At 31.4% G+C, this 23417-nt stretch carries 21 protein-coding genes; 19 read left to right on the top strand and 2 right to left on the bottom strand.

Annotated elements, in window-relative coordinates; all coding sequences use genetic code 11:
* The first annotated feature begins 11 nt into the window (after nucleotides 1-11).
* The 6 genes from BUC09_RS10420 to BUC09_RS10395 all read left to right on the top strand — a co-directional run bounded on the left by BUC09_RS10420 (nucleotide 12) and on the right by BUC09_RS10395 (nucleotide 5447).
* Nucleotides 12-770 carry a sterol desaturase family protein gene (locus tag BUC09_RS10420; protein WP_073311278.1) on the top strand — a complete coding sequence of 253 codons (759 nt, stop codon included), beginning with the start codon at nucleotides 12-14 and terminating at the stop codon, nucleotides 768-770.
* The gene (locus BUC09_RS10415) at nucleotides 770-1243 is read left to right on the top strand and encodes a DUF6495 family protein (protein WP_073311276.1); all 474 of its coding nucleotides are present in this window, start codon (nucleotides 770-772) and stop codon (nucleotides 1241-1243) included. The genes BUC09_RS10420 and BUC09_RS10415 overlap by 1 nt, the downstream gene beginning before the upstream one ends.
* A gap of 81 nt (nucleotides 1244-1324) precedes the next feature.
* Nucleotides 1325-3328: an NAD-dependent DNA ligase LigA gene (gene ligA / locus BUC09_RS10410; RefSeq protein WP_073311274.1), complete on the top strand. Its 2004-nt coding sequence runs from the start codon at nucleotides 1325-1327 to the stop codon at nucleotides 3326-3328.
* Nucleotides 3318-4043 (top strand): hypothetical protein, encoded by a 726-nt coding sequence (locus BUC09_RS10405; protein WP_073311272.1) that lies wholly within the window; start codon nucleotides 3318-3320, stop codon nucleotides 4041-4043. The genes ligA and BUC09_RS10405 overlap by 11 nt, the downstream gene beginning before the upstream one ends.
* On the top strand, nucleotides 4033-4719 hold the full coding sequence (locus BUC09_RS10400) for a hypothetical protein (RefSeq protein WP_073311270.1): 687 nt from the start codon (nucleotides 4033-4035) through the stop codon (nucleotides 4717-4719). The genes BUC09_RS10405 and BUC09_RS10400 overlap by 11 nt, the downstream gene beginning before the upstream one ends.
* Nucleotides 4720-4721: 2 nt before the next feature.
* Nucleotides 4722-5447, top strand: a complete 726-nt coding sequence (locus tag BUC09_RS10395; RefSeq protein ID WP_073311268.1) for a lysoplasmalogenase family protein — start codon at nucleotides 4722-4724, stop codon at nucleotides 5445-5447.
* Here the strand turns inward: BUC09_RS10395 and BUC09_RS10390 are convergent.
* Both BUC09_RS10390 and BUC09_RS10385 read right to left on the bottom strand, forming a co-directional pair.
* Nucleotides 5418-6335: a bifunctional metallophosphatase/5'-nucleotidase gene (locus BUC09_RS10390; protein ID WP_073311267.1), complete on the bottom strand. Its 918-nt coding sequence runs from the start codon at nucleotides 6333-6335 to the stop codon at nucleotides 5418-5420. The genes BUC09_RS10395 and BUC09_RS10390 overlap by 30 nt on opposite strands.
* Nucleotides 6336-6340: 5 nt before the next feature.
* Nucleotides 6341-7123, bottom strand: a complete 783-nt coding sequence (locus BUC09_RS10385; protein ID WP_073311265.1) for a 5'-nucleotidase C-terminal domain-containing protein — start codon at nucleotides 7121-7123, stop codon at nucleotides 6341-6343.
* A 58-nt stretch (nucleotides 7124-7181) separates the two neighbouring features.
* On the opposite strand from BUC09_RS10385, the gene BUC09_RS10380 reads away from it, so the two are divergent.
* From BUC09_RS10380 to BUC09_RS10320, 13 genes are all read left to right on the top strand, one after another.
* Nucleotides 7182-7700 (top strand): DUF6913 domain-containing protein, encoded by a 519-nt coding sequence (locus BUC09_RS10380; RefSeq protein ID WP_073311263.1) that lies wholly within the window; start codon nucleotides 7182-7184, stop codon nucleotides 7698-7700.
* A 2-nt stretch (nucleotides 7701-7702) separates the two neighbouring features.
* Nucleotides 7703-8584: a 4-hydroxy-tetrahydrodipicolinate synthase gene (gene dapA, locus BUC09_RS10375; RefSeq protein WP_073311262.1), complete on the top strand. Its 882-nt coding sequence runs from the start codon at nucleotides 7703-7705 to the stop codon at nucleotides 8582-8584.
* A gap of 95 nt (nucleotides 8585-8679) precedes the next feature.
* Nucleotides 8680-9477 (top strand): outer membrane protein assembly factor BamD, encoded by a 798-nt coding sequence (locus BUC09_RS10370; RefSeq protein WP_073311260.1) that lies wholly within the window; start codon nucleotides 8680-8682, stop codon nucleotides 9475-9477.
* Between the two features lie 4 nt (nucleotides 9478-9481).
* Nucleotides 9482-9796: a DNA-directed RNA polymerase subunit omega gene (locus BUC09_RS10365; RefSeq protein ID WP_073311258.1), complete on the top strand. Its 315-nt coding sequence runs from the start codon at nucleotides 9482-9484 to the stop codon at nucleotides 9794-9796.
* A gap of 13 nt (nucleotides 9797-9809) precedes the next feature.
* A complete protein-coding gene (gene coaBC / locus BUC09_RS10360; protein ID WP_073311256.1) occupies nucleotides 9810-11018 on the top strand; it encodes a bifunctional phosphopantothenoylcysteine decarboxylase/phosphopantothenate--cysteine ligase CoaBC in 1209 nt (402 codons plus the stop codon).
* Nucleotides 11011-11898: a type IX secretion system protein PorD gene (gene porD / locus BUC09_RS10355; RefSeq protein ID WP_073311254.1), complete on the top strand. Its 888-nt coding sequence runs from the start codon at nucleotides 11011-11013 to the stop codon at nucleotides 11896-11898. Before coaBC ends, porD begins: the two co-directional genes overlap by 8 nt.
* A gap of 9 nt (nucleotides 11899-11907) precedes the next feature.
* Nucleotides 11908-13560 (top strand): DNA repair protein RecN, encoded by a 1653-nt coding sequence (gene recN, locus BUC09_RS10350; protein WP_073311252.1) that lies wholly within the window; start codon nucleotides 11908-11910, stop codon nucleotides 13558-13560.
* A 43-nt stretch (nucleotides 13561-13603) separates the two neighbouring features.
* A complete protein-coding gene (fabV, locus tag BUC09_RS10345) occupies nucleotides 13604-14794 on the top strand; it encodes an enoyl-ACP reductase FabV (protein WP_073311250.1) in 1191 nt (396 codons plus the stop codon).
* 135 nt (nucleotides 14795-14929) lie between these two features.
* Nucleotides 14930-17383: a T9SS type A sorting domain-containing protein gene (locus tag BUC09_RS10340; protein WP_073311247.1), complete on the top strand. Its 2454-nt coding sequence runs from the start codon at nucleotides 14930-14932 to the stop codon at nucleotides 17381-17383.
* A gap of 134 nt (nucleotides 17384-17517) precedes the next feature.
* On the top strand, nucleotides 17518-20097 hold the full coding sequence (locus BUC09_RS10335) for a GEVED domain-containing protein (RefSeq protein ID WP_073311245.1): 2580 nt from the start codon (nucleotides 17518-17520) through the stop codon (nucleotides 20095-20097).
* An 83-nt stretch (nucleotides 20098-20180) separates the two neighbouring features.
* Nucleotides 20181-21179: a glycosyltransferase family 2 protein gene (locus BUC09_RS10330; protein ID WP_073311355.1), complete on the top strand. Its 999-nt coding sequence runs from the start codon at nucleotides 20181-20183 to the stop codon at nucleotides 21177-21179.
* Nucleotides 21180-21767 carry a dephospho-CoA kinase gene (gene coaE / locus BUC09_RS10325; RefSeq protein WP_073311243.1) on the top strand — a complete coding sequence of 196 codons (588 nt, stop codon included), beginning with the start codon at nucleotides 21180-21182 and terminating at the stop codon, nucleotides 21765-21767. It begins immediately after the preceding gene.
* Nucleotides 21768-21835: 68 nt separating this feature from the next.
* Nucleotides 21836-23416, top strand: a complete 1581-nt coding sequence (locus BUC09_RS10320) for a sensor histidine kinase (RefSeq protein ID WP_073311241.1) — start codon at nucleotides 21836-21838, stop codon at nucleotides 23414-23416.
* The last annotated feature ends 1 nt before the right edge of the window (nucleotide 23417 follow it).

Below are 23417 nucleotides of genomic sequence, written 5' to 3'. Positions count from 1 at the left end.
AAAACATTTTTATGGAAAATTTTGACGTTAACGCTTGGCTTAAAGTTGTTTCTGTTATATCCTCTAGATACTTTATTTTAGCTGGTTTTACTTTTTTATTGTGCTATGTTCTATTTAAAGATAAATGGCAACAATTTAGATTACAATATAAATTTCCTAAAAGTGAACACTATTTTAGAGATGTGAAATATTCGATTGTTTCAATGTTCATTTTTTCTTCGGTTGCATATTTATGCATGAATACCTTTAAGGAGTACAATAATGTTATTTACACTCCAATAGATAATTGGTATTATTTTGCTTTTAGTTTTTTATGGATGTTTCTTTTACATGATGCCTATTTTTATTGGATGCATCGTTTAATGCATAATCCTGTTTTGTATCGAAAAGTGCATTTAATTCATCATAAATCTACAAATCCTTCTCCATGGACAGCATATGCTTTTCATCCTTTAGAGGCGGTTATAGAAACAGGTATTGTTCCTTTAATTGTGTTTACAGTTCCGGTGCATCGCAATGCTTTTTTTGTGTTCATGTTATTTCAAATAATTTATAATGTATATGGACATTTAGGATATGAATTATATCCTAAAAATTTCAATAAAACACTTATTGGTAAATGGATAAATACAGGAACCGCACATAACGCACATCACAAATCCTTTCATGGAAATTATGGTTTGTATACATTAATTTGGGACAGATTATTTAACACTCTGAGAGAAGATTATGATATAAATTTTAAGAAAACTACAATTAATAAGACATAATGAAATACACAAGATTATCAAAAGAACAATTAGAAGAATTACATTCTGAGTTTATCAATTTTTTAGCTGCTCAACAAATTGATAAGAACGAATGGGATTTAATTAAAGAACATAAACCAGAAGTTGCAGAACAGGAAATCGATGTGTTTTCAGATTTAATTTGGGAAGGAGTATTAACCAATGCAAAATATTTAGAACATTATTCTAATCATTATATTTTCTTATTTCATTGTACCGAGGTTCATTTACAGACTATTATTATAAAAACAGATGTCGCTGAAGTTGATTTTTTAACTAAAAAAGGCCTTGAATGGCTAAGCGATAATTTGTTTACAGATACTGTTGAGGTTCAACGTGGGCAAAAAGTTTTTGCTGGTGACAGGAATGGAGAAATTTTTGAATTAATAAAGCAAGGTGCTATATTTAGTAAAGGAGAACTTTACGATCAAATGAATTCGATTTTAGAGAAATAGTTTTCTTTATAAATCTATATTTTATCAGAAATTGGTTAAATTAGTTGCATAAACTAACTGACCAATTTTTTCTTTTTATATATGAGCGTTTTAGAGCAAATTAAAGCCCTTAGAGAGGAGCTTAATCAGCATAACTATAATTATTACGTTTTAGATAATCCTACTATTTCCGACTTTGAATTTGATGGAAAACTAAAACTACTTCAAGAATTAGAAAGTAAGCATCCTGAATACTTTGATGAAAATTCACCTACTCAAAGAGTTGGAGGTGCTGTAACTAAAAACTTTGAGACAATTGTTCATGAAAACAGAATGTATTCATTGGATAATTCCTATTCAAAGGAAGATTTGTTAGATTGGGAAGTTAGAGCTCAAAAGATATTAGGTAATGTTCCTATGAGTTATGTTTGTGAGCTTAAATATGATGGTGCTTCTATAAGTATTACGTATGAAAACGGAAAATTAAAACGAGCTCTCACTCGTGGTGATGGATTTCAAGGTGATGATGTTACAAATAATATAAAAACAATTAAAGCAGTACCAATACAATTAAAAGGTGATTTTCCTGAAAAATTCGATATAAGAGGTGAAATTATATTACCATTAGCTGGTTTTGAAAAAATGAATCAGGAGTTAATTGAAATTGGAGAAACACCTTATTCTAATCCAAGAAATACTGCTTCAGGAAGTTTAAAATTACAAGACAGTGCTGAAGTGGCAAAACGACCTTTAGATTGTTTATTGTATTCACTTGTAGCTGCTAATTTGCCTTTTTCTTCTCATTTTGAAGGACTTGAAAAAGCAAGACAATGGGGGTTCAAAGTTCCTACTCAGTCGAAATTAGCGAATTCTATGGATGAAGTTTTTGAGTTTATCGAATACTGGGATACCCATCGACATAATTTACCATATGAAACCGACGGAGTGGTAATTAAGGTTAATGATTTGAATCATCAAGCAGAATTAGGTTATACAGCAAAATCTCCACGTTGGGCAATTGCTTATAAGTTTAAAGCAGAACAAGTTTCTACTATACTAAATTCTATATCCTATCAAGTAGGAAGAACGGGAGCAATTACTCCTGTAGCAAACTTGGAACCGGTTCAATTAGCAGGAACAATTGTAAAAAGGGCTTCATTGCATAATGCAGATCAAATTGAAAAGCTTGATATTCGTATAGGGGATGAAGTTTTTGTTGAAAAAGGAGGGGAGATTATTCCTAAAATAATTGGCGTTGATTTATCAAAAAGAAACGCAAGCGCCGTTGTGACCGAATATATTTCAAAATGTCCAGAGTGTGATACAATTTTGGAAAGAAAAGAAGGAGAAGCAAATCATTATTGTCCAAATTTTTATGGTTGTCCACCTCAAATCATTGGAAGAATCCAGCATTATATCACTAGAAAAGCAATGGATATCGAAGGTTTAGGTGGTGAAACAGTTGCTTTATTATTTAATAATGGATTGGTTACAAATTATGCTGATTTATATGAGCTAAAAAAAGAACAAATCATTCCTTTGGAACGAATGGCAGAAAAGTCCGCAGAAAACTTGATTAATGGAATAGAGAAGTCTAAGGAAATTAAATTTGATAGAGTTTTATATGCTTTAGGAATAAGATATGTTGGCGAAACAGTTGCTAAAAAGTTAGCTAAACATTACAAATCAATTGAAGCTATTGCATCAGCTTCTGTCACCGATTTGACATTTGTTGATGAGATTGGTGAAAAAATTGCGCAAAGCGTAGTTGAGTTTTTTCAAAACCAAGAAAACCAGATTATTGTAAATAGATTAAAGCAATATGGTGTTCAATTAGAATTAGTTGAAGAGGAAAGTACAACAATTTCAGATAAACTTTCAGGTAAAATATTTGTTGTTTCAGGAGTATTTGAAAAGTTTTCACGAGATGAACTAAAAAAGGCAATTGAAGATAATGGCGGAAAGGTAGGAAGCTCAATTTCTGCTAAAACAAATTATGTTGTTGCTGGAGATAATATGGGGCCGGCTAAACTTGAAAAAGCAAATCAATTAGGTGTGCCTATAATATCAGAAACTGATTTTGAACAATTGATAAATGATAATTAAAAACGCTCCGGTATATTTTTATATAATTGCTAGTATTTTAGCAATCATTGCTATGATTTGTGATAGCGAATGGTTAATGTTGTTAACCAAGCCTTCTATTATTCCTGCATTGTTTATTTATTATGTAACAGTAAACGATTTTAAAATAGATAGTAGCTTGATAGCAATTTTATTTATTTATTTTATTTCAGATGTTATAACTCTTTTAGAAATAGAGGAAGCGACTCTGTATGTAATGGCATTGGATTTTATACCTTATCTTTTGCTCTTGAGAGTTGTAGTTGAAGATGTTTTTGTGTTGAAAATAAAGAAGCTAAGCAAAATAAATGTAGCAGTTGTATTTAGTGCGTTTACAGCATTAATGGTGGCAATGTATTATTTGATTGAGTCTTTTGCTAAAACAAACCCAGATTTTGTTTTGCCAGTTATTGCATATGGAATCGTTTTAGCATTGTATATTTCTTTTAGTTTGTACTCATATTTAGAAACTGATTTTGATTTTGCTTTCAACATATTGATTGCAGCTGTATTCGCTTTAATTGCAGATGTTATTTTTGTGGTTACAAATATGATTTTTAGTATTGAGGCATTAAATTATCTTGAATTTACACTACAGATTATCTCGTATTTTTTTATTGTTGTTTATTTCTTAAGAAGGAATAATTATAGATACATGGAAAATAATGAATATATAAATAGTATTAATGAAGTTTAATAATCCATCTTTGGTTTTATATTTTGTAGCCACAATATTTGCTGTTATTGGGGTTACTTTCAATTATGAAACTTTTGAATTGATTGCTAAACCTATGATTGTTCCTTCAATTTACTTTTTTTATGTTCAACTTTGTAAAGGAGAAATTAACTTACTTTTTACTACAGCAGTTTTTTGCAGCTTTGCGGCCGATATGATTGTGCTTATCAATTTACCAAACGGGACTTTACCTATTGCTTTTTTAAATATTTGTATGTATTCAATTTTTACATATTTTATTCTCACAGATATAGGAATTAAAAGTTTTGTAAATAAAAAAGTTATTTCTTTAATTGGATTTTCTGTATTTTTTTTATTTGTTCTGACAGTTATTTTAGATTTAATGAAGGGCATGGATCAACTAGAGTTTAATGTTTTTGTTTTTTATGGAATTCTGTTAAGTATCTTGTCAGCGCTAATATGTTATAATCACTTAAATAAGTCATCTTTGAGAAGTTATTATGCTTTACTAATGTGTATTTGTTTTATCGTCTCTGATGTTTTTTTTGCCATTTATAATTTTTACCTAAAGATTGATATTTTTGTATCATTAAATGTAGCAGGACAATTTATTTCATACTATTATATGGTGAAGTACATAACAAGTACTAATGATTTATTAGAAGAAAAAACTTGAAAATGAAGGAAGATAAAGATAATATAAAGCAAATCAGTTCGTCTTCCGAGGCAAATATGTTAATTGCTCTTTTCTTTTTAGTTTCTCTATCTGAAGCAATTGCAGAGTTTTTCGAATATCGAAGTTTTATTTTTATATTCAAAATGCTTTTAATGCCCATTTTGATGCTTCTTTATTGGACTACATCATCTGTTAGAAATCTATATTATTTAATCGCGCTTTTTTTTGCATTCATTGCAAATATGCTTTTCATATATAATGAAGATTTTGATTTTATTATTTTTGGAGCAACAACTTTCTTAGTTTACAGAATTATAACCATATACTTAATAATGAAATTTGTTAAGATTAAGAGTTATTTTCCTGTAATTATAGGTAGCCTTCCCTTTTTGTTTATATACTTTTATCTGACTTGTTTGACGATTGATGAACTCGGAGATGGTTTATTTGTATATATTATCCAGGCTATGTTTATGAGTTTTTTAGGAGGATTATCGGTAGGGGTTTATATGATAAATGATAACAGAAAAAACTATTGGCTTTTAATCAGTACTTTACTTTTCACAGTAAATCAAATACTTTTAGTTATAAAGCTCTTTTATCTTTCTGTTATCACTTTTCAACCCATATCTATGGCTTTGTATTGTTTCGCCCAATATGGTTTTTATAAATTTATTATTTTGTCAGAACAAAAAGATTTAAATAAAAATTCTTCTTCCGCTAGCTGATAAATTCATTTTATTGTCAAAATAAAAGTCAATTCTTCCTAAATTGATTCCATACGCACCAACTTGGTTAATTAAAACCTCCTGACCATCTAAGTTTTTTTCTATTACTGGTTTGTCTAAGAAAGTATGAGTGTGACCTCCAATAATTAAATCGATATTTCTTGTTTTTTTAGCTAACATGATGTCACAAACTTTGTTTGCATCATTTTTATATTCAAAACCAATGTGAGAAAGACAAATTACTAAATCACATTTTTCTTCATCTTTTAGCTTTTTAGTAATATCTGTAGCTATTTCGATTGGGTTGTAGTATTTAGTTTCTTTGTATAGGTTTTTGTCTACTAATCCATCTAATTCAACTCCTAGACCAAATACACCAATCTTGATGCCATCTTTTTTGAAGATTTTATAAGGTTTTACAAAAGTATCAAGTACAGTGTTTTTGAAATCATAATTTGCAGATACAAAATCAAATTTTGCATGTGGTAATTGTGCTAATAATCCATCAACACCATTGTCAAAATCATGATTTCCTATTGTAGCTAAATCATATTGCATCATGCTCATTAGTTTAAATTCCAATTCACCTCCGTAATAGTTAAAGTATGGAGTTCCTTGAAAAATATCACCAGCATCAAGTAATAAAACATTAGGTTCAGTTTTTCTAATTTGTTCAATTAAAGCTGCTCTTCTTGCTACACCTCCTTGATTCGGGTTCTTTGGGTGTGTTGCTGGAAATGGATCAATATGGCTATGTGTATCGTTTGTATGTAAAATTGTAATCTTTTTAACATCAACAGCAGAGTCAAAACTACTCAATGATAAACCTCCAAGACCTAATAATGTAGTTCCAGCTGCAGTTTTTTGGATAAAATCTCTTCTTTTCATTAGTGTTATTTTTCTTGGTTTATTCTAACTTCATTGTTTACTTTAATTGTATCTACATCTTTCATGTAATCAATTAACATGTTTCTTAATTTGTAATCAAGAATTGTAGAGGATACATTTTTTTTGAAAAAATCCATTTTGTCTCCACCATTAGCTAAATAATCTGAAGTAACAACATAATAAACCTTGTCTAAAACTAGTGGTTCATTATTTACTTTTATATCTTTTACTTTGTTATCTACAGTTATAGTGAAAGAAATTCCCGCTGTTGGGTGAGGTTTTTTCTCTTTTACAAAATAGTCTGCAAACTCAGCAATTTGTTCTCCTTTAATACCAACAACAATAGCAGAGTTTTCAAAAGGTTGGATTTCAAAAGCAGTTCTTGCAGAAACATTTCCTTGAGGCATAATAGCTCTAATACCTCCATGGTTTAAAATACATAAATCAATATTTTTGTTTTCTCTTTTGTTAAAAACAGGATTACCTTTTTCTAATACAACACTAGCAAGCATATTACCTATGTTAGATTGCCATTGTCCTTTGCTTTTGTCTAATGTTTCTGGACAAATGGCTAAAACAGCATCAAGGTCTTTGTTGATTTTATCCCTGTAAGGAGAAACTAAAGCTTCGTACTCTTGTTTAGTGGGGTAATTTTCATTAACATTAATTTGTTTTCCTTCAATAATTGTGACTACAGTTTGTGCTGCACATTCGTATCCCATTAACGATAACGTTAAAATTAAAACAAAATGCTTTAAAACTGTGACACTCTTTTTTACATTTACCATATTAATCGAATCTTAATTGCTTAAATTTGTTCTTAAGTTTTGAAACGGTAAATGTAATATGTTTATAAAGTATATAAAAGAATTATCATTAAAAAAAATATTAAAATCTAGTTTAGATAATGTCAAGCCCAGTGCACTTAACTCATCAATTAAAACAGTAGGTGTGTTAGTAGATGAGAGCTATTTCCAGCAAACCGAAGAGCTGGTAAAGGAATTGATAACGAGTGGCATTGTTCAAGAGGATATAAAAATTCTAATATTTAAAAATAAAATTAAGAAAAATGAACAGTTAGTTCATGATACTTTCAGTAGGAAAAATATGAATTGGAGAGGTGAATTTAAGCAAGAATTTGTAGCTGAATTTTTAAAATTTCCTTTTGATATGCTCATAAGTTACTATGATACTGAAAAAAAAACACTTCTTTTAGCAACACATCAATCAAAAGCTTTGTTTAAAGTTGGATTTTCTACAGTTGATAAAAGACTCAATCATTTAATGATTAATACTAATGTAGAAAACTACAAAGTTTTTGTACATGAGTTGTTCAGATATTTAAAAATTTTAAACAAAATTTAAACATGCAAGCATTTGTTGGGACAGGAGTAGCCCTTGTAACTCCTTTCAAAAAAGATTTTTCGGTTGATACTGAAGCTTTAAAAAGAATTGTAAACTATGTTACAGAAGGAGGAGTAGAGTACTTAGTTGTTTTAGGAACAACTGCCGAATCTGCAACTTTATCACAAGATGAAAAAGAATTAGTAATTAATACAATCGTTGAAGCTAACAACGGAAGATTGCCTTTAGTATTAGGAGTAGGAGGAAATAATACTCTTAAGGTAGTTGAGGAGTTAAAAAATAGAGATTTTTCTAATTTTCAGGCCATTTTATCTGTATCACCTTACTATAACAAGCCAACACAAGAAGGGATTTATCAACATTTTAAAATGATTGCAGAGAATTCTCCAATTCCAGTAATTGTTTATAATGTACCAGGAAGAACTGCAAGTAATATGTTGCCAGAAACTGTTTTGCGCCTTGCTAATGACTTTAAGAATATAATAGGTATAAAAGAAGCGGCTGGTGATATTGTTCAAGCAATGAAATTGATTCAACATAAGCCTAAAGATTTTCTTGTAATTTCAGGGGATGATATGATTACTTTGCCAATGGTGTTAGCTGGTGGTGCGGGAGTTATATCTGTTATAGGTGAAGGATATCCAAAAGAATTTTCTACTATGGTTCGTTTAGGGTTAGAGAGAAAAGTAGATGAAGCATATGCTTTGCATTATGAGTTAATGGACAGCATTGATATGATTTTTGAGCAAGGAAATCCTGGTGGTGTAAAAGAAATTTTCAAATCATTACAGCTTTCTGAAAATACAGTTAGACTACCTTTAGTGAATGTAAATGAAAGTTTAGCTAATCGACTGGATGCTTTTACAAAACAGTTGTTGAAGTAATAAAAATAAAGTTTTGTATATACAAATTAATAACTAAATTTGCGGTTCGTTTTGTGGTCAAAAAAGACCAATGAAATTGAGGATTTTGAATAAATATGAATAAATTACTATATATATTTCTGCTTGTTTTTGCTTTGTCTTCTTGCAGTGAATATCAAAAAGCTCTTAAATCTGAAGATGTTGCAGTTAAATTACAAGCAGCAGAAAAGAAATATGAAGCAGAGAAATATAACAAAGCAATACGCTTGTTTGAACAAATTGCTCCTGCTTACAGAGGAAAGCCAGAAGGAGAAAAGCTAACATATATGTTTGCGCAGTCTTATTACAAAACAAAACAATATTATTTATCAGGTTATCAGTTTGAAAGCTTGGCGGCTATGTATCCAAAAAGTGAAAAAGCTGAAGAGGCATCTTTTCTTGGAGCAAAATCGTACTATGAATTATCTCCAGTTTACACTCTAGACCAAGTAGATACTGAAAAAGCTATAACTAAAATGCAAAATTTTATAGATAAGTATCCTGATTCTAAATATTCTCCAGAGGCGAATGCGACTATTAAAGAATTGAGAGAAAAGCTTGAGAAAAAAGCGTTTGAAATAGCAAGACAATATAATACGATTTCAGATTTTAAAGCTGCTATCAAAGCATTAGATAATTTTATTTCTGATTATCCTGGTACACCATTCAAAGAAAAAGCTTTATACTACAAGTTTGATTCTAGTTACCAGTTAGCTATAAATAGTGTGCCAAGTAAAATGGAGGAGAGATTAAATGCTGCAAAAACAGCTTATAGTGCTTTAATTAAATTTAATTCAAGTACAGAGTATAAAGATAAAGCTGATGAAATGTTAGCAAGAATAGATAAGGATTTACAACAATTTCAAAATAAGTAAAAGGATGGATTTAAAGAAAACAACTGCTCCGGTAAACACAATAACTTATAACAAAAGTTTAATTGAAGAGCCAACCGGAAATGTTTATGAAGCTATCACAATTATGGCAAGAAGAGCTAATCAAATTAACTCAGAAATCAAAAAAGAGTTAATTGAAAAGTTAGAAGAATTTGCTACATATAATGATAGCCTAGAGGAAATTTTTGAAAACAAAGAACAAATCGAAGTTTCTAAGTTTTATGAAAAATTACCAAAGCCTCACGCTTTAGCTGTTCAAGAATGGTTAGAGAATAAAATTTACTATAAATCTACAAAATAAAACAACAACCGTCATGTCTGTTTTAAGTGGTAAAAAAATAATACTAGGTGTTTCTGGTGGAATTGCCGCTTATAAGTCAGCATTATTGGTTAGACTTTTTATAAAAGCAGGTGCTCAGGTCCAAGTGATTATGACACCTGCTTCTTTAGATTTTGTTACTCCCTTAACACTTTCTACATTATCTAAAAATCCAGTTTATTCTTCCTTTTTTAATGAAGAAGAAGGAAATGGGGTATGGAATAATCATGTTGATTTAGCTCTTTGGGCAGATTATATGATTATTGCTCCTGCCACTGCGAATACTATGTCTAAAATGGTTAATGGTAATTGTGATAATTTACTTATTGCAACATATCTTTCTGCAAAATGTCCTGTATATTTTGCACCAGCTATGGATTTAGACATGTACAAACATCCATCAACTTTGTCTAGTTTTGAAGCACTAAAACGTTTTGGTAATACAATAATACCAGCAGAAAATGGAGAATTAGCAAGTGGTTTGTCAGGAGAGGGCCGAATGGCTGAACCTGAAAATATTATTTCTTTTCTTGAAAAAGATATAGAAAATAAATTACCACTTAAAGGAAAAAAGATCTTGGTTACAGCAGGGCCTACATACGAAGCTATTGATCCGGTTCGCTTTATAGGTAATCACTCTTCGGGTAAGATGGGATTTGACATTGCTAATGCCGCTGCTGGATTAGGTGCACAAGTTATTTTGGTATCTGGACCTACCCATTTAAAAGTTAGGAATTCTTCCATTAATTTAATTAGAATTACTTCTACAGAAGAAATGTACAACGCATGTCATGAGTATTTTAATGATGTAGATGTGGCTATTGCTGCTGCAGCTGTTGCAGATTATAGGCCTAAAAACATTGCTTCTCAGAAAATAAAAAAGTCAGATTCTTCGTTTACAATAGAGTTAGAAAAAACAAAAGATATTTTAGCTTCATTAGGTCAAATTAAGAAAAATCAATTTTTGATAGGCTTTGCATTGGAAACAGAAAATGAAATTGAACATGCTAAGCAAAAAATCCAGAAAAAAAACTTAGATTTGATTGTGCTTAACTCTTTAAATGATTCGGGTGCAGGATTTGGAAAACCAACTAATAAAGTAACATTCATCGATAAAAACTTTTTAGTTGAACCTCAAGAATTAAAATCTAAAGAGGATGTGGCCATAGATATTGTAAATAAAATTATAACACATTATGCGTAAATATTTTACGGTTTTTATACTTTTTATTTTTAGCTTATCGCAAGCGCAAGAATTAAATTGTACAGTCACATTTAATACTGATCAGGTTGCTGCAACTAATCAACAAGTATTTAAAACGTTGCAAAAATCATTAACAGAGTTTTTAAACAATACGAAATGGACTGATAAAACTTTTAAAGGACCTGAAAAGATTAATTGTTCTTTTTTCTTTAATGTTTTGAGTTATAATAATGTAGATCAATTTACAGCGATATTACAGGTTCAAGCTTCAAGACCTATTTTTAATTCTACTTATAATTCTCCTATCCTGAATATTAATGATAAGGATGTTAGTTTTACGTACACTGAATTTCAAAATTTAATTTTCAATCCTAATTCATTTGATTCTAATTTATTATCAATATTAGCTTTTTATGCTAATATGATCATCGCTGTTGATGCAGATTCATTTTCACCTGAAGGAGGAACTAAAGCATTAGAAAATGCAATGAATATTGTAAATAATGCTCAGCAAACTCAAGAAAAAGCATGGACTTCTAATGGAAATCAAAATAGATATTATTTAGTTAATGATATGATTTCTCCCACTTATGCGCCTTTTAGAAAAGCTATCTATGAATACCATTATGGTGCTTTAGACAAAATGTCTGATAATCTTAAGGAAGGTAAAGAAGGTATTAGAAAGGCATTAAAAACTCTCAGAGAAGTTTCAAATGTTCGCCCCAATGCATATTTAACACGAGTATTTTTTGATGCTAAAGCAGATGAAATACTTAATATATTTACTGATGGTCCCAAAGTAGATATTACTGAAGTTGTTGATAACTTAAATAGATTATCTCCTACTAATTCTAGCAAATGGAGTCAAATTAGTTACTAAATTTGCCAAATGCTTACATCATTATCAATTAAAAATTTCGCATTAATTGAACAGTTAGAAATGAATTTTTCTAACCAATTTTCTATTATTACTGGTGAAACTGGTGCAGGAAAATCGATACTATTAGGTGCATTAGGATTAGTTCTAGGAAATCGAGCTGATTTAACTTCTTTAAAAGATAAAGAGCAAAAATGTATTATTGAAGCTCATTTTGATTTGACTAAATATGCTTTAAAAGCGTTTTTTGAATCTAATGATTTAGATTATGAAGATCAAACGATAATTCGTAGAGAAATTTTACCATCGGGTAAATCTAGAGCTTTTATAAATGACAGCCCTGTAAACTTGTCTGAATTACAAGATTTAGGAGAGTTTTTAATAGATATTCATTCACAACATCAAACTAGAGAATTAACAGAAGAGTCTTATCAGATTGAAATTCTTGACGCAATTGCTAATAATCAAGATATTTTAGCTGAATACAAAAAACATCTTTCTGAATTTAAATCAATAAAAAGTGAATTAAAAAAACTTCAAAATGAAAAAGAATCTCTCTCTAAAGAGGCAGATTATAATTCATTTTTATTAGAAGAATTACTTTCAGCAAATTTAAAAGCTGGTGAACAAATAGAATTAGAATCAACTTATGAGAAGCTTAATAATGTTGAATTCATAAAGGAAAATTTAGACAAATCTCTGGGATTGGCTAATGAAGAAGAAATTGGGATTATACAAAGTTTAAAAGAAGTTAAAAACTCACTACAAAAAGTAGCCAACTTATCGGAAGATTATAAAAATTTATTAGATAGAGTTTCAAGTGTTTTAATTGAGTTTGATGATATTTCAAAAGAAGTATTGATTCAAGCTGAAAAGTTATTCAATGATCCAGAAAAATTGGAGTTGGTAAGTCAGAAACTACAAATAATATACAACCTTCAAAAAAAACACAATGTTGCTACTGTTGAAGAGCTTTTAGAAATTCAAAATGATTTAGATTCAAAAGTAGTTTTAGCCGATGATTTAGATAGTAAAATTTTAAAGCTAATTAAGAATTTAGAAGAACAAGAAATTTCTTTAGAACAACTGTCTTCAAAAATTACAGAAAGTAGAAAATCAGCTGCGCCTATATTGATTGATAAAATTGTAGATGTTTTGTCACAATTAGGTATGCCTAATGCAAGATTTTCATTTGAATTCAAATTATCAGAAAGCTTTTTGACTACAGGTAAAGATGAAATTCTATTGTTGTTTTCTGCAAATAAGGGTACAGATTTCGGTTTGCTTAAAAAAGTAGCATCGGGAGGAGAAATGTCAAGAATTATGCTTGCGGTGAAATCGATTCTGGCAGATTATTCTAAATTACCAACTATAATTTTTGACGAAATAGACACTGGAGTTTCTGGAGAAATTGCTCAAAAAATGGGTGATATAATGAAGGTGATGAGTTTGAAAATGCAGGTTTTTGCCATAACACATTTGCCACAAATTGCTGCAAAAGGTGATCAACATTATAAAGTATTTAAGTCTGATAAAGAAGATACAACTGTATCAGAACTCAAATTATTAAATAGCGAAGAAAGAGTAGTAGAAATAGCAGAAATGCTTTCAGGCAAAGATATTTCTGAATCAGCTATTACACATGCAAAAGCTTTGCTTAACTAATTATTTAGATTAAATTTGCCATACAAACTAATTAAAATAAATTATGATTATAGAGCCTAGAATGCGAGGATTTATATGTTTAACAGCTCATCCTGAAGGGTGTGCGCAAAGCATTAAAAATCAAATTGAATATGTAAAGTCTAAAGGAGAAATAAATGGACCAAAAAGAGTTTTAGTTGTTGGAGCTTCAACAGGATTTGGTTTAGCTTCAAGAATTACTGCAGCATTTGGATCTGGAGCTTCTACTATTGGAGTTTTCTTTGAAAAAGAACCAGCTCCAGGGAAAACAGCTACTCCAGGATGGTATAATTCAGCTGCTTTCGAACAAGAAGCTCAAAAAGCTGGTTTATATGCTAAAAGTATTAATGGAGATGCTTTTTCTGATGAAATAAAACAAAAAACAATAGATATGATTAAGTCTGACCTAGGTCAAGTAGATTTAATTATCTATAGTTTAGCATCACCAGTACGATTACATCCTAAAACAGGAGTTTTACATCGTTCAGCTTTAAAACCTATTGGTCAAACTTTTTCTGATAAAACGGTTGATTTTCATACAGGTGTAGTTTCTCAGGTTTCCATTGAACCAGCTGTACAAGAAGATATTGATAACACAGTTGTTGTTATGGGTGGAGAAGATTGGACTATGTGGATTGAGGCTATGAAAAATGCTGGAGTATTGGCTGATGGCGCTACGACAGTTGCTTATTCGTATATTGGACCAGAAGTTACAGAAGCGGTTTATCGTAAAGGAACTATTGGTAGAGCAAAGGATCATTTGGAAGCTACAGCTTTTGAAATTTCTGATGTATTAAAAGATTTAGGAGGAAAAGCTTACGTGTCTGTAAATAAAGCCTTAGTTACTCAAGCAAGTTCAGCGATCCCTGTTATTCCATTGTATATATCGTTGTTATATAAAACAATGAAAGAAAAAGGATTGCATGAGGGTTGTATAGAGCAAATGCAACGTTTATTTGCCGATAGATTGTATAACGGAGGAGAAGTGTCATTAGATGATAAAGGTCGTATTAGGATAGATGACTGGGAAATGCGTGCTGATGTTCAAGATACTGTTAAATCCTTGTGGTCTAAAGCAGATACAGATACTTTAAAAGAGATTGGGGATTTGGCAGGATACAAGCATGATTTCTTAAATCTTTTCGGATTTGGATTTGATGGAGTAGACTACTTAGCAGATACTGATGAAATGGTTAATATACCAAGTATTTTGTAAAATCGTTAATTCAGATATTATTAAGAAAAACCATGCAATTTGCATGGTTTTTTTGTTTTTTATCGAATTGATTATTTAATTATTTAAAGGAGTGTTAATTTTTTGTAAATTAGTGGTCAAATCAAACTATTATTTATGAAAAAAATTACTTTATTAATGTTGTTAGCGATGTTTAGTATTATGTCATCGTTTGCACAATCGGCATCGACGTATGGTTTCTTAAGTACAACGGGAACTTATACTGACAACAGTGCTGGGGCGACAACTATTTCAGGCGTTAGAGCAGATACCTTTATGAGTTCTGCTCAGAACATTGGATTTACATTTGTTTATGAAGGAGTGAGTTATACACAATTTAAAATGAGTTCCAATGGTTTAATTAGTTTTAATATGACTGGAACTTCATCATTAACTGGAAATGATTTTAGCACTGCTAATGCAAATTCAAGACCTATTATTGCTCCTTTATGGGATGATTTAGATGGAGCAACTCCAGCTTCTTCTTTAGCGAGTTATGAGTTAACTGGTACCGCTCCTAATAGAGTACTTACCGTTGAATGGAAAAATTGGGAATGGAATTATGCTTCATCAACTCCAGTAATAAGTTTTCAAGTTAAATTGTATGAAACCACTAATATTATTGAGTTTATTTATAGACAAGAGGCAACAGCAGTTAGTTCAGGTTCTGCATCAATTGGTATAGGCTCAGCAACGGGTTCTGGTGCAGGTAGTTATTTGAATTTGACTAATGTTTCTTCACCAGCAGTTAGTAGTTCAACTTCAATAACAAATATTAATACTAAGCCAGCAACTAATCAGATTTTTAGGTTCACTCCTCCAACGCCTTGTGCAGGAACTCCAGTAGCAGGTTCTATAACTCCAGCAACACAGAATATTTGTATAGGTTCAACACCTTCAAATTTAGTAGCGACAGGTTACACTACTGGAGCAACAGGTATTACTTTTCAATGGGAGGAATCTGATGATAATGGAGCAACTGATGCTTGGGCTCCAGTTGTTGGAGGTACGGGAGCGACAACAGCTACTTATACACCGCCGGCTTTTGTCGGATCAACAATTTATTATAGATTGAATGTTACCTGTACAGTTTCTGGACAGTCAGCGCAAACAGCTTCAGTAAGTATTAATCCGCCATCAGCTCCCGCTACGCAAGCAACTGTTATGACATCTGGGACTGCAACCTTAACTTCATTGCCTTTTTCATGGACAAACGGAAATGGGAATAGAAGAGTTGTTATTTTTAATACAGTAAATTCATTTACAGATCCAATGAATGGTAATGGACCAGCATTAACAGCTAGTGCAGCTTATGCTGGAAGTGGAGAACAAATTGTTTATGATGGAACAGGAACTTCTGTTACAGTTACAGGATTAACTAACGGTACTACTTATTATGCTAAAGTATATGAATACGTAAGATGTGGTTCAGGGCCTTATGATTTTTACTTTAATGTTTCTACTGGAACAAATGAGGCTTCAGGCACAACATTATCGCCACCAGCAAATGATAATTTTGCTAATGCTCAACCAATAGCTTGTGGTAATACTTACAGTGGAAGTACAACTTATGCAACTCTAGACGAAGATTCTGCTCCTGATGGATTTGGTGCAGATATGGATGCTCCAAATGTTTGGTATTCTTTTACAGGATCAGGCATCGCTCAAACAGTGACTTTAGAATTGTGTGGTTCTAATTATGATACATCTGTTTTAGTTTATACTGGTACATCAGGTAATTTAACATTAGTAGCAGGAAATGATGATGCAGGGACAACTGCTTGTCCTGGAGCTGGAACTAGATCTAAATTAAATTTTAATTCTGATGGAACTACTACATATTATATTGCAATAGAAGGTTGGAATTCTACTAGTACTGGAAATTACATTATGAATGTTACTTGTGCTACAATAAATCCTCCGGCAGTTCCAAATCAGACTTGTGCCTCTGCTCTTGCGGTTAATGTTGATGGTTCAACTACAAATTCTGATAACTCTTATGGAGACGTATCTTCAACTCAGCCTTCTTGTGATCTTTTTGGTGCAATTCAAGATGTTTGGTTTTCATTTGTTGCACCAACTTCAGGAACTGTAGAATGTGTGGTTACTAATGGAACTATGACTTCTGGAAATTTTAATGTTTATGAAGGAGTTGATTGCTCATCTTTAACTCCAGTTACAGGCACTTGTAATTCTGATTTTACTACTTCTTCAACCGAAGCTATGACAGGGCTGGTTGCAGGATCAACTTATTATGTTCAAGTTTGGAGTGGTTCAGCAGAACAAGGAACATTTACTTTAAAACTTACAGATACATCATTGGCAAATGATTCTTTTAGTTTTGTTAATTTCAAAGCATATCCTAATCCAGTAAGTGATGTGTTGAATTTATCACATTCATCAGAGATATCATCTGTTGAAGTTTTTAATATGTTAGGACAAAAGGTTTTAGCTAAAGATTTAAATGCATCTCAAGGGCAAATTAATATCTCTAGTCTAAACTCTGGGAACTATTTTGTTAAAGTAACTTCTGAAGGTCAATCTAAAACAATAAAAATAGTTAAGAATTAAGTATTTCTTAAAAATATTCAACAAAAACCATGCATAAGCATGGTTTTTGTGTTTTTTACCGATATTATTGTTTGTTTTATGCTTTTTTATTAAAAAATTATTAAATTAGTAAAAATAATCAAACATAACATTTTATGAAAAAAATTACTTTATTGTTGTTTTTACTCCTAGGTTTATGGGATGTAAAAGCACAAATGTCAGTAAATGAGGGATTTGAAGCTACTGCAACCCCAGCTGGCTGGACATATGTTAGCTTTTCCAGATCAACAACAACACCGTGTGTTGCAACAGCTTCTTTGAGAAGAAATTTTTGGTCTTCAGGGCCAGCAGGTTCTGTTACAACTCCTAATTATGTAGCAGCGTCAAATGGACAACAAATTGATGTGTCTTTTGTTTGGAAGTCAACAGAATATTCTACAGGAGATGGTGTAGGTGTTTCTGTTGATATTCAATATTCTGCAGATAATGGTGGTACTTGGAATACATTTGGAAATGTTACTACAACATCTGTGACTGCATGTGCTACTTGGACGGGTTCAATTCCGGCTGGTACCGTTCCAGCAGGATCAGATTTTCAATTAAGATTTAATGGTACGCATACAGGAGGTGATTGTTATTTTTATATTGACAGTGTAGTCATTTCTCAAGTTGCTTTAACTCCGCCTAACTGTGCTTCAGGGTTATTGCCTGCTGATGTTGCAACAGGAGTGGCTAGAAATCCTGTTTTAAGCTGGACCGCAGCTACAGGTGGGCCAACTTCTTATGATGTTTATTTTGGAACATCTGCTACTCCAGGTTTAGCAGGGAATACTACTGGCTTAACATATACTCCTGCTGCTCCATTATTGGCAAATACAACTTATTATTGGCAAGTTGTTCCTAAAAATGCAAATGGAAGTGCAACAGGTTGTGCTATACAATCATTTACTACAGGGGCAACAGTTAATTATTGTACGCCAACAACAACTTTTGGATGTACGGATGGTGATGTTATCGCTAGAGTTACTTTGAATACTTTGGATAATGATTCAGGAACAGGATGTCCAAGTGGGACAGCGGGTTATTCAGATTATACTTCTGATGGTGCTTTGACTACAACTTTACAGGCTGGTAGTTCTTATGGTTGTACTGTTTATGCAGGACAATATTCAGAAGGTTATGCAGCTTGGATTGATTATAATGATGATGGAGTTTTTGATAATGTTACGGAAAGAATTGGTTTTTCAGTAGGTCAGGTTACAGGTAGTGGACAAGTAGGAGTTTTAGGTAGTTCTGCAACTTTTCCAATTGTTTTATCATGTAATCCACCATTAGGACAACATCGTTTGAGAGTAAGAGCAATGTTTAATACTAATGGTTCTGCTGTTACACCTTGTACAAATAATAGTTATGGAGAAGTAGAAGATTATTTGATAACAATTTCTGCTGCTGTGGCTTGTCCTCAACCAACTGGATTATCTGCAGCAAATGCTACTACAAGTTCTGTTGAATTAAGTTGGAATGTGGGTTGTGCTGAAACTGCTTGGGATTTACACGTAACTACTGCTGGTGGAGGAGCACCTTCAGGAGCTCCGTCTCATCCAAATGTTAACGATAATACTTCTTTTTTAGTTAATTCAGGTTTAACTGCAGATACTGATTATGAGTTTTATGTTCGTGCAGTATGTGGTGGTGGTAATGGAGAAAGTCTTTGGTCTGGACCATTCGCTTTTTCAACTTTACCTTTTGCTCCAGAATGTGCTACATTGACTACTCCAGCAAACGGCGCTACAAATGTTACTTTAACAGCTACAGGAACTTCTTTCGCTTGGACTGCTCCAGTTACAGGTTCTATGCCGGATGGATACGATGTTTATTTAGGAACAAGTCCTGGTACTTTAACTCTTTTAGGTAATACTACAAATCTTACTGAAATTATAACAGGTTTAGATTATTCTACAACATATTACTGGCAAGTAATTTCAGTTAATGCTGGAGGTAGTGCTACAGGTTGTGTAGAGTATAGTTTTACAACTCAAGCAGCTCCGCCACCACCAGCTAATGATGATTGTATAGGAGCGACTGTTTTAACACCTGGTGCTGATTTTGCTGCAAATGATATTGTAGGAACAAATGAATCTGCTACAGATTCTGAAGTGGCTGATCCATCTATTCCAGATCCTGCATGTGCGAGTTATTCAGGAGGCGATGTTTGGTATAGTGCAGTTGTTCCAGCCTCAGGATCTATTACTTTTGAAGTTAATGAAATAGCAGGAAATTTAACTGACACAGGTGGGGCAGTTTATAGTGGTTCTTGTGGAGCTTTAATTCTTGAAGATTGTGATGATTTATCTAGTGCTTCGGGAGACCATCCTTTAATATCATTAACAGCTAGAACACCTGGAGAAGTATTGTATTTTAGAGTTTGGGAATATGGAAATGATGAAACTGGAACATTTGCGGTTTCTGCATATGATGCTTCATTGAGTACATCTTCATTCAACTTAGAAGGATTTAAAGCTTATCCAAATCCAGTGAAAGATGTACTAAACTTATCTTACACTAAAGAAATTTCCAAAGTTTCTGTTCATAATTTATTAGGGCAAGAGGTTTTGTCAAAATCTGTAAATGCAATGCAATCTCAAGTTGATTTATCAAGATTATCTACTGGTACTTATCTAGTAAAAGTAACTGTTGATGGTTTAGAAAATACAATCAAGATTATAAAAGAATAATATTCAGAATATAAATGTTAAAAAAGTCATCCTTAGTGATGACTTTTTTTGTTAAAAATGTAACTTTGCCAAAAAAGTATCGAATGAACTATTCGTTTATTATACCTGTTTTTAATCGCCCTGACGAGATTGATGAACTACTTGAGAGTTTAACAAAACAAACCTATTCAAAGCCATTTGAAGTAGTTATTATTGAAGACGGATCGTCGATTCCTTGTGAAAGTGTTATAGATAAGTATAAAAATAAACTTACTATAACCTATTATTTAAAATATAATTCTGGTCCTGGTGATTCTAGAAACTTTGGTATGACTTATGCAAAAGGGGATTATTTTTTGGTTTTAGACTCAGATTGTATTATTCCAGAGAATTATCTTTTAGAAGTTGATAAAAGTCTTACTGAAGAGTACGTAGACTGCTTTGGAGGTCCTGATAATATGTTGCCTAGTTTTTCGCCTGTGCAAAAGGCGATTAACTTTACAATGACATCTGTTTTGACTACTGGAGGAGTAAGGGGAGGAACAGAAAAGCTGGAAAAATTTCAACCAAGAAGTTTTAATATGGGTATTTCTAGAAAAGCTTTTGAAGCTTCAAAAGGATTTTCTAATATACATCCAGGAGAAGATCCAGATTTGAGTATACGTTTGTGGAAACTTGGTTTTAAAACTAAATTAATTTCTAAAGCATTTGTATACCATAAAAGAAGAATTGACTGGGAAAAGTTCTATATTCAAGTTAATAAGTTTGGTAAAGCTAGACCAATTTTAAACAGTTGGTATCCTGAATATGCAAAACCTACTTTTTATTTACCATCTTTATTCGTCATAGTATTCATAATAGGAGTACTTTCTTTAATTTTTGCCTTTGATTGGATTCTTAAATTATATTTTGCTTATACTGTTCTCATATTTTTAGCTTCAAGCATTAAAAATAGAAATGTTTATGTAGGTTTTTTATCAATCATAGCATTGTGGAGACAATTTTTTGGATACGGATTGGGTTTTATAGAATCATTCATTAAAATTAATATTCTCAAGAAAAAGCCACAGGAGGCTTTTCCTGAATTATTCTTCAAAGTTTAGATGACCAAAATTATAGGATTAACAGGAGGAATAGGAAGTGGTAAAACAACCATTGCAAGACTTTTTGAAGGCGAAGGAATTCCTGTATATATAGCTGATGATGAGGCAAAAAAAATAATGCTTAATCCTATAACGGTAGAAAAAGTAAGAAAGGAATTTGGCGATAAAATAATTCAAAACAATCAGATAGATCGGAAAGCATTATCTGAAATTGTTTTTAATAATCCTGAACAACTTAAAAGGCTAAATTCTATTGTTCACCCATTAGTAAAAAAGCATTTTGATGATTGGGTAACTCAAAATTCAAATCACCCTTTTGTTGTAAAAGAAGCTGCAATCTTGTTTGAAAGCGGGAGTTATAAATATTGTGATAAAGTAATTACAGTAACAGCTTCAGAAGAAACTCGAATCGATAGAGTTGTAAAGCGTGACAATGTAAAAAGAGAAGAAGTTTTGCAAAGAATAAAAAATCAAATCTCTGAACAAGAAAGAATTGAACGCAGCGATTTTGTTATATACAATGAAAGTTTAGACCTTGCAAAAGAGCAGTTTTTACAAATTCTTAAAATTTTAAAGAAAAAACAGTAAACAAGCTCTTTGTTAATATTTGGTTAATCTTTTTAAGACTCAAATGTTAAAATGTTAAATTTGTAGCAATGAATAAGACCTTGTTTCGTTTTGTGGTTGTTTTAATGACTATTGCCCTACTGGGTATTATTGCTGTACAAGGTTATTTGATTAATGCTTCTTTTAAAAATAAGGAAGAACAATTTAAGTATCAAGTAAAACAAGTTGTAGCTAATGTAGCTAAAAATGTTGAAGAACAGGAAACCTATACTTTTTTAAGAAGATTCAATCAATTAAAAGATAGTATTGGGAAAACGCCACAACGTAGTGAGTTAATGAAGTTTTTTTATGTCGAAAAAAACGAATTAACAAATGAAACAATTATTTACTCAAGTAGTATCATTCCTGAAGATTATTCAGTATCAGCTTCGTTCTTTGATAAAAATAATGATTCAACAAGAATTAAAAATTATGTTGCAAAACGTGTAACTGAAGTTTACAATCAGAATATAGTTAATTCAGATATGAATAATAATGTTATTCCGTCTGAAAAAATTACTAAATCTGGTGTTGTAGATATTCTAGACAAAGCTACTTTTCAAATTAATTTTAAAGATATTGCTGCAACTAGATCTATCACTCAGAGAGTAACTCCTCATCAACTCAAAAATCTTTTTGAAAAAGAATTGAGAGAATATGGTATAAAAACACCATTTGAGTTTGGGATTTACAGTAATGGTTTAGCAACCAAAGTAAAATCTGAAAAATTCAAATTTGATAAAAAGACTACGTTTGATACGCCTATTTTTACGGATAATGACGGGATTAGCAAATATCAATTATTGGTCTCTTTTCCTAAGAAAAAAGCTTTTCTTATATCAGATTTAATAGGTATTGCAACATTAGCGTTTTTGTTTACAGCAATTATTATTGTTGCCTATTATACAGCATTAAACCAGTTAAATAAACAACGTCATATTTCTGAAATCAAAACAGACTTCATAAATAATATGACTCATGAGTTTAAGACTCCAATTGCAACAATAAATTTAGCTCTTGATGCGATTAAGAATCCTAAAATTATTGATGATAAAGAAAAAGTACATCGTTATCTTCAAATGATTAAGGACGAAAATAAACGTATGCATGCACAGGTTGAAAATGTATTGCGTATTTCTAAACTCGAGAGAAAAGAGCTTGATATTAAGAAGGAATCATGTAATATGCATGATATTATTGAGGAAGCAGTTGAGCACGTGAGCTTAATTGTTGAAGATAGAGAAGGAACAATTAATGTTGATTTAAAAGCAGTCAAGACAACTGTTTTATTAAACGATGTTCATTTTACAAACGTTTTGGTTAATATTTTGGAAAATGCTATTAAATATTCTCCCGAAAGACCGGTAATTAATGTAACGTCAGAAAATATTAAAAACTTTATTGTTATCAAAGTTAAAGATCAAGGACAAGGTATCAGTAAAGCTGCACAAAAGAAAATATTTGATAAGTTTTATAGAGAACATACTGGAGATATTCACAATGTCAAAGGTCACGGACTTGGTTTAGCTTATGTAAAAAGAATAGTAGATGATCATCACGGAGAAGTAATGGTCGAAAGCGAAAAAGGAAAAGGAAGTACATTTATAATCAAACTACCATTAATTTATTAAA

The sequence above is a fragment of the Flavobacterium terrae genome (assembly GCF_900142035.1).
GTDB classification, from domain to species: domain Bacteria; phylum Bacteroidota; class Bacteroidia; order Flavobacteriales; family Flavobacteriaceae; genus Flavobacterium; species Flavobacterium terrae.
Note: the sequence above shows the minus strand (reverse complement) of the source record. Positions and strands in the feature narration are given on the sequence as shown.